Source organism: Buchnera aphidicola (Melanaphis sacchari) (assembly GCF_003096055.1).
In the GTDB taxonomy this organism is placed as follows: Bacteria; Pseudomonadota; Gammaproteobacteria; order Enterobacterales; family Enterobacteriaceae; genus Buchnera; species Buchnera aphidicola_P.
The window spans coordinates 174,225-187,327 of the sequence record NZ_CP029161.1 but is presented as its reverse complement, the minus strand read 5'-3'; the positions used below and the strand labels follow the sequence as shown (position 1 = coordinate 187,327).

Here is a 13,103-nt window from a genome sequence, read left to right as displayed (position 1 = left end):
CCTTTTTTTAAAATACTTAACAAAAGATAAATTTAATTTTTATAAATTAAAAAAATAATTTAATATAAAAAATATCAAAATTTTTATTTTTAAAATATCATTAAAAATGATACTTTATTAGAGTTTGTTTAAATAATAAAGAATATCTTTTTTAAAACATACTAATAAGTAGAAAATATGATAAAGAAAATTTTTTTTGTTATAAGTATTATATTTTTTTTATTCTCAATTAAAAAAAATAATTTTAAAAAAGAAAACATAAAAAGTTTTCAAAAATATAAACTTGTAGCTATTAAAATACACAAAAATGCACCTGGTTCTTTTTATTGTGGTTGTAAAATTATTTGGCATGGAAAAAAGGGAATACCTGATTTATCATCATGTGGATACAAAATACGCAAAAATAAAAATAGAGCAACAAGAATTGAATGGGAACACGTAGTTCCTTCATGGCAATTTGGACATGAAAAACAATGTTGGAAGAAAGGAGGTCGGAAAAAATGTTTAAAAAATAAATTATATCAAAAAATAGAGTTTGATCTTCACAATTTACAGCCTGTTATTGGAGAAATTAATAGTGATCGATCAAATTTTATATATAGCGAATTAAACAATAATTTCCAAGAATATGGAAAGTGCACAATGAAAATAGATTTTAAAAAAAAATTAGCAGAACCACCTGAACGATCAAAGGGAGCTATAGCTAGAACTTATTTTTATATGCTTAAAAGATATAATATAAAATTATCCATGAATGAAAAATTGTTATTTAAAAAATGGGACATAAAATTTCCTGTAACTAAATGGGAATGTATTAGAGAAAATTTAATATTTCATAAACAGGGCAATCATAATAATTATGTTTATAAAAAATGTCTTAATCTAAGATTGCCTTATAAAAATTTAAAAAATTAATAATGAAAAAAAATATTCCAAGAATTTATATTTCTCAGTCTTTAAAAGTACATCAAAAAGTTTTGTTATCTCATTGTAATCATTTACATTATATTAAAAAAGTACTTCGCATGAACATTGAAGAAAAATTAGAAATATTTAATAATACTAATAGTATATTTTTATCTAAAATAACTAAAATTGAAAAAAAAATTATTGAGCTAAAAATTTTAAAAAAAGAAGTAAAAAACATTGAATCATCATTAATAATACATTTAGGACAAATAATTTCAAAATCTGAAAAAATGAATTTTTCTATTCAAAAATCTGTTGAATTAGGTGTAAATTCTATTACTCCGCTATGCTTCGAAAATGATAATTTTAATAAAAAAACAAGATATAGTTTAAAAAAAGATAAACGTTGGAAAAATATAGCTATTGCTGCTTGTCAGCAGTGCCGTAGAAATATTATTCCAAAAATTAATGATCTAGAAAATATTTTTTCTTGGTGTAAAAAAATAGATAAAAAATCTACAAAAATTGTTTTTCATCCACAATCTACATTGACTATTAATAATTTAAAAAAAAATATAAAAAATATTTTTTTATTAATTGGCTCTGAACGCGGATTCTCATCTTCAGAAATAAAAAAAATTATTCAATACGAATTTATTGTACTGCAATTAGGACCTAGAATTTTGAGAGCGGAAACTGCAGTAATTGCTTCAATTACAGCATTACAAATAAAATTCGGAGATTTATCTTAAAATTTACTAAAAAAATATATTTTTTTAGGTGTTAAAACAATTGGCAATGAAATATCCCAACTTTCTTCAATCATATAAGATTTAATTAATTGAAAATCATATGCATAACCTATTGGGATAATTTTTTTTAATTTCCAATTTCTTAAAAAATTGTCATAAAAACCTCCTCCCATTCCTAATCGAAATCCTTTTAGATCAAATCCTACTAAGGGGACGATTACTATGTCTAAATATAATTCTGAAATAATATCTTTATCATCAAAATAAGGCTCTAATATATTATATTTGTTAGGATGTAAAATAGATTGTGAAGTAAATGGGACAAAAAATATTTTTTTTTTAGAAAAGGAACGTATAACAGGAACGAATACATTTTTTTTATTTAACCACAATTTTTTAATTAATGGATATGTATCAATTTCACTATCAAATGATAAAAAGCAACCAATATTTTTAGCTATGTGAAAAATTTTAAAATCCCACGATGTCTGAACAATTTTGTTTGCTGCATTGATTTTTTCAAAAAAACTTAATGATCTTCTAAGAATACGTATATCAGATCTAATTTTTTTACGGCTTTGTAGTATTTTTTTCATATATTTATTTTAACCTAAAATTAATTCATATTGAAAAAAACTTATTTTTTTAAAATCTTTACCCCTTTTTTATCTCCTACTAAAACAATGTCTGCGCCTCTTTCAGCAAATAATCCTACAGTAACTACACCAGGTAGAGAATTAATTTTTTTCTCCATAGATATAGGATTTTTTATATTTAAGTTATATATATCTATAATTATATTACCATTATCTGTCACAACGTTTTTTCTTAACTTAGGTGTACCACCTATCTTAATTATCTCTTTAGATATATAAGAAAAAGCTATCGGAATAATTTCAATTGGCAATGGAAAAGAACCTAAAAATTCTACTTTTTTTGATTTATCAATAATGCAAATAAATTTTTTTGACATAGCTGCAATAATTTTTTCTTTAGTAAGAGCTGCTCCACCACCTTTAATCATTTGCATATTATTATTAATTTCATCGGCGCTATCAACATACACTTCTAATTGATCAAATTTTTTTAAATTTAGTACTTTTATTCCATTTTTAATTAATAGTACAGTAGAAGCATTTGAACTAGAAACAGCGCCAGATATTATATTTTTTATAGTACTTAATGCTTCAATAAAATAAAATACTGTACTTCCTGTACCAATTCCAATTACAGTTCCAGGATGAATATAGTTTAATGCAGCCCATGCTGCTTTTTTTTTGTATTCGTTTAGATTCATGATATAAAATCTCATTCTACTCTAAAATAGAAAAATAATAGATTTTAATTTCAATCTAAAAAATAATAATATATTTATTAAAATAATTTTAATTTTTTAATAGAAATTAATTAGAACTGGATCATGTTAGAATGGCTGGGGTACCTGGATTCGAACCAGGGATGCCGGTATCAAAAACCGGTGCCTTAACCACTTGGCTATACCCCATAAAATTACTTAAATTAAGGAAGAATTTTTCAAAATACGGGAGGCGAGATTTGAACTCGCACACCTTACGGCGCCAGAACCTAAATCTGGTGCGTCTACCAATTTCGCCACTCCCGCTTAAAAATAGTGGCTACGATGGGAATTGAACCCATGACCCCAGCGTTATGAGTGCTGTGCTCTAACCATCTGAGCTACGTAGCCTAAAATAAATTATTATTTTTTAAAAATATATAAATTAAATATTTTTTTATTTTATAATATAAAAACAAAATAATCAATAATTATTAAAAATAATCAAATTGAAAATAAAATACTTTTTATAAATTATTAACCCTTTAAAAAAATTATTTTAGGAAAAAAATGAATATAAAAAACAATAGCAATAATTTTCTTCATAATATTATTAATAAAGACCTTAAAAAAAATAAAAATTTATTATTGCGTACACGTTTTCCGCCAGAACCTAATGGATATCTTCATATTGGACATGCTAAATCAATATGCTTAAATTTTGAAATAGCAAAATTATACAATGGATATTGCAATCTTCGTTTCGACGATACAAACCCAGTTAAAGAAAATGCTCAATATATTAAATCTATTCAACGCGATATAAAATGGCTGGGTTACAAATGGGATGGAAATATTCACTATTCTTCAGAACATTTTTTAATATTGTATAAATATGCTAAAGAATTAATTAAAAAAAACTTAGCTTATGTCGATGAACTTACAAAAGAAGAAATTAAAGAATATAGGGGAACTTTAAAAAAACCAGGAAAAAATAGTCCTTATAGAAATAGAAGTATCTCAGAAAATTTAAAACTATTTAAAAAAATGAAAAAAGGATTTTTCCGTGAAGGAGAAGCATGTTTAAGAGCTAAAATTAATATGCAATCTTCTTATATTATTATGAGAGATCCTGTTTTATATCGTATTATTTTTAAAGAGCACCATCAAACGAAAAAAAAATGGTGTATATATCCTACGTATGATTTTGCACATTGCCTTTCTGATGCTATTGAAAAAATCACACATTCTTTTTGCACATTAGAATTTCAAGATAATAAAAAAATATATAATTGGATTTTAAAAAATACTAGCATTTCACATTATCCGAAACAATATGAATTTTCTAGATTAAACTTAGAATTTTCTATTTTATCTAAAAGAAAAATTTCAATATTAATTGATAAAAAAATTATTAATGGATGGAATGATCCGAGAATACAAACTATTTCTGGTTTGAGAAGAAGAGGATATACAGCATCATCTATTCGTACGTTTTGCAAAAAAATCGGCGTTACTAAACAAAATAATTTAATAGAATTTTCTATGTTAGAATATTGTATCAGAAATGAATTAAATAAAAAATCTGTGCGCACAATGGCTGTACTAGATCCAATTAAAATATTTTTATACAATATAGATGATAATTATGTAAAGAAACTTATTGTCCCAAATCATCCAAATGATCCTAGTTTAGGTACTCATGAAATTTTTTTTACTAATACTATATATATTGAACGAAAAGATTTTAAAGAAAAATACGATAAAAAATATAAAAGATTAAAAATTGGACATGAAATTCGTCTTCGATATTCATACATAATAAAAGCAGAAAAAATAAAAAAAGATAAAAATGGAAATATTATTTCTTTAGTATGTTTTTGTGATTTAAATACATTAGGAAAAAAACCAAGCAATAAAAAAAATCCTTCAGTAATACACTGGATTTCATTAAAACATTCATTCCCAGCAGAATTTAGAATATATAATTCATTATTTAATATAAAAAATCCTGAACAAGAAGAAAACTTTTTATCTTTTCTAAATCCTGATTCATTAATAATAAAAAAAGGTTTTATTGAAATAAATATTGCTCAAAAAATAAAAAACAAAATAGGAAATAATATTGCTAACTTATTTTTTCAATTTGAAAGAATTGGTTATTTTTGTATTGATCAAATTGATTCAAAGAAAAACCATTTGATATTTAATCAAACAGTTCGTTTAAAAGATTCTTCAAATATAAAAAACTATTCATAATAAATTATGATTTTTTTATTTACATATTGGTAAAAAATTTAATGTTTAATATACACATTTTAAAAAATTCAATTTAAAGAAAAAATTTTCTTTAAATTATTTATTCATCTCAACTAAAAATTTTATACTTAGAATGACTACAAACTATATTTTTATAACTGGTGGTGTAGTATCGTCTTTAGGAAAAGGAATTGCAGCGGCTTCATTGGGGGCCATACTAGAAGCTCGAAATTTAAAAGTAACTATTATGAAATTAGATCCCTACATTAATGTCGATCCAGGAACAATGAGCCCTATTCAACATGGAGAAGTTTTTGTTACTGAAGATGGTGCTGAAACTGATTTAGATTTGGGACACTATGAACGATTTATTCGATCAAAAATGACTTGTTTAAATAATTTTACTACAGGTAGTATTTACTCAGAAGTTTTAAAAAAAGAAAGAAGAGGCGACTATTTGGGTGCAACTATACAAGTTATACCCCATATTACAAATGCTATTAAAGAAAGAATTATTCGATGTGCTCAAAATAAAAATATTATTCTTGTAGAAATAGGAGGAACTGTCGGCGACATTGAATCTTTACCTTTTTTAGAAGCTATTCGACAATTAGCGTCTGATATTGGTCGAAAGAACGTAATTTATATACATTTAACTCTGGTTCCTTATATAAAAACAGCTGGCGAAATTAAAACTAAACCAACTCAACATTCTGTAAAAGAATTATTATCCATTGGAATACAACCAGATATTTTAATTTGCAGATCTCAAAAAACTGTTCCAATAAATGAAAGAGAAAAAATTGCATTGTTTTGTAATGTTCCGGTTAATGCTGTAATTTCTTTAAAAGACATTGATTCAATATATAAAATCCCAAAATTACTTAAAGACCAAAAGTTAGACGATTATATTTGTGAATATTTTCAGTTAAAAATCCCAGAAGCAAATTTACAAGAATGGGAAAAAGTAATTTATGAAGAAGACAACTCTAAAAAAACAATTATTATTGGTATAATTGGAAAATATGTAAAATTACCTGATGCTTATAAATCCGTAGTAGAAGCTTTAAAACATGCAGGTTTAAAAAATAAAGTAAAAATTAATATAAAATTAATTAGCTCTCAAGACATAGAAAACAAAAATTTTAAATTACTTAAAAATCTTAATGGCGTTTTAATACCAGGTGGCTTTGGAGATCGTGGAGTAAAAGGAAAATTACTATCTGTAAAATATGCTCGAGAAAATAATATTCCATACTTCGGTATTTGTTTAGGAATGCAAATAGCAATTATAGAATTTGCTCAAAATGTTATAGGAATTAAAGAAGCAAATTCTACAGAATTTGATCCTCAATGCAAATTTCCTGTCATTCATTTAATTAAAAACAAAAAAAATAATATAGAAAATTATACTAATCAAAAAACAAAAAAAACTTCTAAGTTAAAAGGTACTATGAAATTAGGAAATCAACCTTGTAAATTATTAATTAATAGTTTATCTAGAAAATTATACGCAAAAGATATTATCATAGAAAGACATAGACATCGTTATGAAGTAAATAATTTTTTATTAAAAAAAATAGAAAAAAACGGTTTAAAAATCGCTGGAATATCTGAAAATAATAATACAGTTGAAATAGTAGAAATCTCAAATCATCCATGGTTTATTGGTTGTCAATTTCACCCAGAGTTTACATCTACTCCACGCGATGGACATCCATTATTTATAGATTTTATAAAGTCAGCGAAAAAACATCAGAATACAATAATTTTGAAAAATAGGATAGAACATGGCTAAAATATTAAAAATAATAGGTAGAGAAATAATAGATTCACGCGGAAATCCAACTATAGAGTCTGAAGTACATCTTGAAGGAGGATTTTTTGGAATAGCGTCATCTCCTTCTGGAGCTTCTACAGGAACATTAGAAGCCTTAGAATTAAGAGATAATGACAAAAATAGATTTATGGGAAAAGGAGTAAAAAAATCAATTTCATTTATTAATAATGAAATATACCATGCTTTAAAAAACAAAAATGCTCAAAATCAAAACGATATTGATCAAATAATGATTGATTTAGATGGAACTAGTAATAAATCTAAATTAGGTGCAAACACAATTCTATCAGTATCTTTAGCAATTGCAAAAGCTGCTGCATCTTCTAAAAATATTCCTTTATATGAATATATTTCAGAGCTAAATAATACACCAGGCATATTTTCAATGCCTCTTCCAATGATTAACATAATCAATGGGGGAAAACATGCTAATAATAATATTGATTTACAAGAATTTATGATTCAACCAATTAATGCCAAATCAATTAAACAAGCAATTCGCATCGGTTCAGAAGTATTTCATGCATTAGGTAAAATTCTTAAAAATAAAGGTATGAGCACAACTGTAGGTGATGAAGGAGGATATGCACCCAATTTTAATTCTAATAGAGAAGTTTTTGATACGATCATAGAAGCAATACATCAAACTAAATACAAACTAGGAAAAGATATAACATTTTCTATAGATTGTGCTGCTTCAGAACTATACAATAAAAATAAAAAAAAGTATTATTTAAAAGGAGAAAATCAAGAATTTACTTCTAAAGAATTCACACATTATTTAGAAAGTTTATGTAAAAAATATCCTATTTTTTCTATAGAAGATGGACAACATGAGTCTGACTGGGAAGGATTTTTATATCAAACTAAAATATTAGGTAAAAAGACACAATTAGTAGGAGATGATTTATTTGTCACTAACACCAATATTTTAAAAAAAGGTATTAAAAAAGGTATTGCAAATTCTATTTTAATTAAACTAAACCAAATCGGAACATTAACTGAAACAATAAAAACTATACAAATGGCCAAAAAATTCAACTATAATGTTATTATCTCGCATCGTTCGGGTGAAACAGAAGACGTTTCAATAGCAGATTTAGCTGTTGGAACTGCATCAGGACAAATAAAAACAGGTTCTATGAGTAGATCTGATAGAACTTCAAAATATAATCAACTTATTAGAATAGAAGAAAGAATAGGCGAAAAAAATGCTCCTTTTAATGGATTAAAGGAAATGAAACTACATTTTTAAAATAAACAAATATCTTTATAAAGAATCAGGTATTGTAAAAATATACCTGTTTCTTCATTAAAAAAATTTATTAATGAGTAAAATTATGAAATACCCTGTAAATGAAATTTTTCAAACCATTCAAGGTGAAGGTTATTATATTGGAACACCTGCAATTTTTATTCGATTACAAGGATGCAAAGTAGCGTGCGAATGGTGCGATACTAAATATACATGGAAAAATTCTTATGAAAACCAAATTCTTAATGAAGAAATAATTAAAAAAGAAAAATCAAATAAAAAATGGAGTTACATGACAACTCAAAATATTATTCTAATAATAAAACAGTTAAAATGGACAGCCAAACACATTGTTATTACAGGAGGAGAGCCGTGTATGTATAATTTGTTAGATATAACTACACTTCTTGAAGAAAAAGGATACTTTTGTCAAATAGAAACTAGTGGTACAGAACTAATTGAATGTTCATTAAATACTTGGGTTACACTTTCTCCTAAACAAAAAAAAACTACGTTAAAATCTTCAATATTGCGTGCTAACGAAATAAAATTTCCTATTTTAATCGAACAAGACTTTTTATATTTAAAAAAAATTTTGCATATGATAAAAAAAAGAAAAAATAATCTTATTTTTTTACAACCAATCAGTCAAAATGAAAAAGCATTAGCAATATGTATAAAAAAATGTACGGAAAAAAATTGGAGACTTTCCATACAAATACATAAATATCTTCAAATAAGGTAAAAAATGAATTTTAAAAACCCTGATAAATACATCCGGAAGTACAAGTTTCTTTAACGATAATAGTTTTTAAAAAAGGTAAATTTGGTTTTAAACGAACCCAAATCCAACGTGCTAAAACTTCAGTTGTAGGATTTTCTAGACCAGGTATATCATTTAACAAATAATGATCAAGTTGCTTATAAATAGGTTTAAAAGCTAATTTAATATGCGAATAATCCATTATCCAACCAGTTTTTTTATCAATTATATTTTCAATTTCTAATCGTACAAAAAATGAATGACCGTGTAATCGTCTGCACTTATGTGTTTTCGAAACAAACGGCAAGTAATGTGCAGCTTCAAATTGAAAATCTTTAAAAATAATAGTTTTTATATCTTGCATGATATCGATCCTTTAAAAAAAATAGAAAAAATTTTTTATAAAATATTGTATATAATTAAATGTATATTAGTTAATAACTAACTATTAAAAATTTATACAAAAAATTCCTAGAAAAAGCGCTCAAAATTCTAAAAGCATCACAATTGAATGACACGCTATACCTTCTCTTCTGCCAATAGAACCTATCATTTTAGAAGTTGTGGCTTTAATACTAATTTTATCTACTTTAGTATTAAGATCTAATGCAATATTAGATCTCATATTAAAAATATGAGATGAAAGTTTAGGTGTTTCAACAATTACTGTAATATCAATATTAGATATAAAATAATTTTTTTCATGAATCATCTTCCAAACATTTTTTAATAAAACTCTGCTGTCAATATTTTTATATATTTCATTGCTGCTAGGGAAAAAAGTTCCTATATCACCCATAGCCATAGCACCTAATAATGCATCTATTAATGAATGAACTAATACATCACCATTTGAATGAGCAATTAATCCTTGATGATGTGGAATTTGAACGCCTCCAATGATTAAAGGCTTTACATCGCCAAAAGCATGAATATCAAAACCGTATCCAATTTTCATTACTAATATATCTCTGTTAAGTATTAAATAATTTTTTGAGATAATATTCTACAAAAAAAATATCTTCGGGAGAAGTTACTTTAATATTTTCTTCACCTCCCATGATTATTAAAGGGCTATATCCACAATACTCTAATGCTGATGATTCATCTGTTATATCTACTTTGTCTTTAATAATTTTTTGTAAACAAAATCGTAATAAATCTATTGGAAATAGTTGCGGAGTTAAAGCACGCCACAAATTTTTTCGAGGTAGTGTATAAAGTACTTTCTTGTTTTTTTTAGAAACATATTTAATAGTGTCATATAAAGGTCTAGCTAAAATTCCGCCAAATTTATTTTTTTGAGCTAAATCAATTAATTTATCTAAATCTTTATAAGTCAAACAAGGACGTACTGCGTCATGAATCATAATCCAATCTACTTCTTTTGCAATAGCTAATCCAGATAGAACAGAATCTATTCTTTTTTGTCCACCAATTACTGATAAAACACGAAAATGCGATGATATAGGCAATTTATGAAAAAAAATGTCTTCTTGATGCACACTTACAATAATGCGAGTAATATTAGGATGTGATAATAAAGTTTCTAGTGTATATTCAATAATTGTTTTATTTCTAATTTTTATATATTGCTTAGGAAAATTTAATAGCATTCTTCTTCCTATTCCTGCAGCCGGTACTATTGCTATAGTATTTAATTTCAATGAATGAATTAACCTCATTGTTTATCTAATAAAAGGGTTACTTAAAAAAAATTTTAATGAATGCAAGATTTATCTTTACAATTTTTAATTTTATCATTTAAGCGTTGAATTTCTAAGATTAGTTGATTATTTTTTTCTTCAATTTCTTTATTTTTTTTTTTTTGAATAATAATTTTTTTATAAATACTGATATATTCTAAAATACCATTTTTTCCAATCCAAAGAGAATACTGCAATAAAAACAATAAAAAAAATAGAAATATTTTTAATATTTTCATACATCACTCTAAATAGTTTTTATTTAAAATAAAGACATTTAATTTATATTCAAAAAAGATATAATATTATTTCTATATAAAATTTTAATTATTTTTTTTGCATTATTTTTTAATGGCATCGTTCCATCTAAAACAAGATCTGGATTTTCTGGAACCTCATATATAGAATTAATACCAGTGAAATTTGATATTTTACCTAAAAGAGATTTTTTATATAATTTTTTAGGGTCTCGTTGTTTACAAACTTCAATAGGAGTATTAACAAATATTTCTAAAAAATTTTTTTTTCCTAACATTTCTAAAATAGAAAATCGTTGTTTTTTATACGGAGAAATTACCGATATTAAGACTATCATTCCTATATTTATCATTAATTTAGCTACTTCTCCAATACGTCTGATATTCTCATCTCGCTCTAAAATATCAAATCCTAAATTAGAGGATAAACCAAATCTAATATTATCTCCATCTAGTAAGCAAGTATGAATATTATTCTTAAAAAGAATCTCTTCTAAATAATTAGAAATGCTGGATTTTCCAGATCCCGATAATCCCGTAAACCAAATTACTATTGCTTTATGACCATTTCTTTTCTCACGCATAGAACGTGTTATAGAGCTATTATGCCAAACAATATTTTTTTTTAAAATATTATTCATTTTAAATAAAACCTTATCTATCTTTTTATATTCCAATGTGGGAAATATTTTACAATTAAATTATATAAATCTGATTCAAAATCTTTTTTTGTATTATAAACATTGCTTTCTTTATTTTTTACAGACTTTTTGATCATTCCAGCGGCTACAGTAGTATTTTGTAGGAAATCAATAAAAATTAAATTACCTGTTACTTTATTTTTAATATAATCATCAAAAATCATTGGTTCAGTAAATAAAATTTTTATTCTTCCAATATTATTCAACATAAGAATATTAGTTTCTTCCTTAACTAACGTATTGACATCTATTTTAAATAAAATTTCTTTAACATAAATACGAGTTTTTTTCCCTGATATTTTAACTTTGTACGATTGTCCTATTTTTAAAGGATTATTATCCATCCAAACAATATCAACAATAGCTTCTTGAACAGGTTTTAATTTGGAATCAGTATTTACAAAAAAATCTCCGCGTGAAATATCAATTTCATCTTTTAAAACAATTGTAATAGATTCTCCAGAATCTGCTTTTTTTACATCTTTATCAAATATTAAAATACGAGAAATATATGAAAAAATATTTTCAGGTAATATTTTAATTTTTTGCCCTACGTACATTTTTCCAGATACTAAAATACCTGAATATCCTCGAAAATTTGAATTAGGTCGATTGATATACTGCACTAAAAATCTAATTTTTTCAGAATTAGATAAATCATCAATTTCTACCGTTTCTAAAAAATTTAATAGTGTTGAACCTTGGTACCAAAGCATATTTTTACTTTTAAAAACAATATTTTCTCCAGTTAATGCAGATATAGGAATAAAAAAAAATTTTAAATTTTTATTAATTTTTTTTGAAAAAAGAAGAAATTTTTTCTGTATTTCAAAAAATATTTTTTCTTTATATTTTACTAAATCCATTTTATTTACAGCAACAATTAAATATTTAATTCCTAACAATGCAGAAATAAAAGCATGTCTATAAGTTTGTTCAGACAAACCCTTTTCTGCATCTACTAATAAAATAGAAAGATCACATGTAGATGCTCCTGTTACCATATTGCGTGTATATTGTTGATGACCGGGCGTGTCTACAATAATGAATTTTCTTTTATCAGTAGACAAATAACGATATGCTACATCAATTGTAATACCTTGCTCTCTTTCTGATTGAAGTCCGTCTACTATAAGTGCTAAATCTATCTCTTGTCCTTGCGTTCCATGACGTCTGCTATCATTCTTTAAAGAGAATAACTGATCTTCATAAATCTGTTTTGTATCATGCAATAAACGACCAATTAAAGTACTTTTTCCATCATCTACACTACCACATGTTAAAAATTTTAATAAAATTTTCTTTTCGTTTAAAATTAACCAAGTTTTAAAACTGTTATACGAATTAATTTTTTTAATATCACTCAT

Annotated in this window: 14 protein-coding genes and 3 tRNA genes; 6 read left to right on the top strand and 11 right to left on the bottom strand. The window is 25.0% G+C overall.

Annotation, left to right across the window (positions count from 1 at the left end):
• The first annotated feature begins 177 nt into the window (after positions 1 to 177).
• Positions 178 to 915, top strand: a complete 738-nt coding sequence (locus DD681_RS01000; RefSeq protein ID WP_158341160.1) for an endonuclease — start codon at positions 178 to 180, stop codon at positions 913 to 915.
• A gap of 2 nt (positions 916 to 917) precedes the next feature.
• Positions 918 to 1,661 (top strand): 16S rRNA (uracil(1498)-N(3))-methyltransferase, encoded by a 744-nt coding sequence (locus DD681_RS00995; protein ID WP_158341159.1) that lies wholly within the window; start codon positions 918 to 920, stop codon positions 1,659 to 1,661.
• Here DD681_RS00995 and DD681_RS00990 read toward each other — a convergent pair.
• The 5 genes from DD681_RS00990 to DD681_RS00970 form a co-directional block, all read right to left on the bottom strand.
• Positions 1,658 to 2,257: a 5-formyltetrahydrofolate cyclo-ligase gene (locus DD681_RS00990; protein ID WP_158341158.1), complete on the bottom strand. Its 600-nt coding sequence runs from the start codon at positions 2,255 to 2,257 to the stop codon at positions 1,658 to 1,660. The genes DD681_RS00995 and DD681_RS00990 overlap by 4 nt on opposite strands.
• A 41-nt stretch (positions 2,258 to 2,298) precedes the next feature.
• A complete protein-coding gene (gene rpiA / locus DD681_RS00985) occupies positions 2,299 to 2,958 on the bottom strand; it encodes a ribose-5-phosphate isomerase RpiA (protein WP_158341157.1) in 660 nt (219 codons plus the stop codon).
• Between the two features lie 132 nt (positions 2,959 to 3,090).
• Positions 3,091 to 3,165: transfer RNA gene (locus tag DD681_RS00980), tRNA-Gln, on the bottom strand.
• 35 nt (positions 3,166 to 3,200) lie between these two features.
• Positions 3,201 to 3,282 (bottom strand) — tRNA-Leu (locus DD681_RS00975).
• Between the two features lie 10 nt (positions 3,283 to 3,292).
• Positions 3,293 to 3,366: transfer RNA gene (locus DD681_RS00970), tRNA-Met, on the bottom strand.
• 159 nt (positions 3,367 to 3,525) lie between these two features.
• On the opposite strand from DD681_RS00970, the gene glnS reads away from it, so the two are divergent.
• The 4 genes from glnS to queE all read left to right on the top strand — a co-directional run bounded on the left by glnS (position 3,526) and on the right by queE (position 9,054).
• Complete coding sequence (gene glnS / locus DD681_RS00965; protein WP_158341156.1) at positions 3,526 to 5,214, top strand: glutamine--tRNA ligase; 1,689 nt, start codon at positions 3,526 to 3,528, stop codon at positions 5,212 to 5,214.
• Between the two features lie 133 nt (positions 5,215 to 5,347).
• A complete protein-coding gene (locus DD681_RS00960) occupies positions 5,348 to 7,012 on the top strand; it encodes a CTP synthase (RefSeq protein ID WP_158341155.1) in 1,665 nt (554 codons plus the stop codon).
• Positions 7,005 to 8,309 carry a phosphopyruvate hydratase gene (gene eno / locus DD681_RS00955; protein ID WP_158341154.1) on the top strand — a complete coding sequence of 435 codons (1,305 nt, stop codon included), beginning with the start codon at positions 7,005 to 7,007 and terminating at the stop codon, positions 8,307 to 8,309. The genes DD681_RS00960 and eno overlap by 8 nt, the downstream gene beginning before the upstream one ends.
• An 85-nt stretch (positions 8,310 to 8,394) precedes the next feature.
• The gene (queE, locus tag DD681_RS00950; protein WP_158341153.1) at positions 8,395 to 9,054 is read left to right on the top strand and encodes a 7-carboxy-7-deazaguanine synthase QueE; all 660 of its coding nucleotides are present in this window, start codon (positions 8,395 to 8,397) and stop codon (positions 9,052 to 9,054) included.
• Between the two features lie 10 nt (positions 9,055 to 9,064).
• Here queE and queD read toward each other — a convergent pair whose 3' ends face one another.
• From queD to cysN, 6 genes are all read right to left on the bottom strand, one after another.
• Positions 9,065 to 9,427, bottom strand: coding sequence for a 6-carboxytetrahydropterin synthase QueD (gene queD / locus DD681_RS00945; protein ID WP_158341540.1), 363 nt, complete (start codon positions 9,425 to 9,427; stop codon positions 9,065 to 9,067).
• 129 nt (positions 9,428 to 9,556) lie between these two features.
• A complete protein-coding gene (ispF, locus tag DD681_RS00940; RefSeq protein WP_158341152.1) occupies positions 9,557 to 10,030 on the bottom strand; it encodes a 2-C-methyl-D-erythritol 2,4-cyclodiphosphate synthase in 474 nt (157 codons plus the stop codon).
• A 16-nt stretch (positions 10,031 to 10,046) separates the two neighbouring features.
• Positions 10,047 to 10,757 (bottom strand): 2-C-methyl-D-erythritol 4-phosphate cytidylyltransferase, encoded by a 711-nt coding sequence (ispD, locus tag DD681_RS00935; protein WP_158341151.1) that lies wholly within the window; start codon positions 10,755 to 10,757, stop codon positions 10,047 to 10,049.
• Between the two features lie 35 nt (positions 10,758 to 10,792).
• Positions 10,793 to 11,017, bottom strand: a complete 225-nt coding sequence (locus tag DD681_RS00930) for a septum formation initiator family protein (protein ID WP_158341150.1) — start codon at positions 11,015 to 11,017, stop codon at positions 10,793 to 10,795.
• 38 nt (positions 11,018 to 11,055) lie between these two features.
• Complete coding sequence (gene cysC / locus DD681_RS00925; protein ID WP_158341149.1) at positions 11,056 to 11,676, bottom strand: adenylyl-sulfate kinase; 621 nt, start codon at positions 11,674 to 11,676, stop codon at positions 11,056 to 11,058.
• Positions 11,677 to 11,693: 17 nt separating this feature from the next.
• Positions 11,694 to 13,103, bottom strand: coding sequence for a sulfate adenylyltransferase subunit CysN (cysN, locus tag DD681_RS00920; RefSeq protein WP_158341148.1), 1,410 nt, complete (start codon positions 13,101 to 13,103; stop codon positions 11,694 to 11,696).

Coding starts and splice junctions, on each gene's coding strand:
- DD681_RS01000 (WP_158341160.1), top strand. CDS start 178: ATGATAAAGAAAATTTTTTTTGTTATAAGTATTATATTTTTTTTATTC.
- DD681_RS00995 (WP_158341159.1), top strand. CDS start 918: ATGAAAAAAAATATTCCAAGAATTTATATTTCTCAGTCTTTAAAAGTA.
- DD681_RS00990 (WP_158341158.1), bottom strand. CDS start 2,257: ATGAAAAAAATACTACAAAGCCGTAAAAAAATTAGATCTGATATACGT.
- rpiA (WP_158341157.1), bottom strand. CDS start 2,958: ATGAATCTAAACGAATACAAAAAAAAAGCAGCATGGGCTGCATTAAAC.
- glnS (WP_158341156.1), top strand. CDS start 3,526: ATGAATATAAAAAACAATAGCAATAATTTTCTTCATAATATTATTAAT.
- DD681_RS00960 (WP_158341155.1), top strand. CDS start 5,348: ATGACTACAAACTATATTTTTATAACTGGTGGTGTAGTATCGTCTTTA.
- eno (WP_158341154.1), top strand. CDS start 7,005: ATGGCTAAAATATTAAAAATAATAGGTAGAGAAATAATAGATTCACGC.
- queE (WP_158341153.1), top strand. CDS start 8,395: ATGAAATACCCTGTAAATGAAATTTTTCAAACCATTCAAGGTGAAGGT.
- ispF (WP_158341152.1), bottom strand. CDS start 10,030: ATGAAAATTGGATACGGTTTTGATATTCATGCTTTTGGCGATGTAAAG.
- ispD (WP_158341151.1), bottom strand. CDS start 10,757: ATGAGGTTAATTCATTCATTGAAATTAAATACTATAGCAATAGTACCG.
- DD681_RS00930 (WP_158341150.1), bottom strand. CDS start 11,017: ATGAAAATATTAAAAATATTTCTATTTTTTTTATTGTTTTTATTGCAG.
- cysC (WP_158341149.1), bottom strand. CDS start 11,676: ATGAATAATATTTTAAAAAAAAATATTGTTTGGCATAATAGCTCTATA.
- cysN (WP_158341148.1), bottom strand. CDS start 13,103: ATGAGTGATATTAAAAAAATTAATTCGTATAACAGTTTTAAAACTTGG.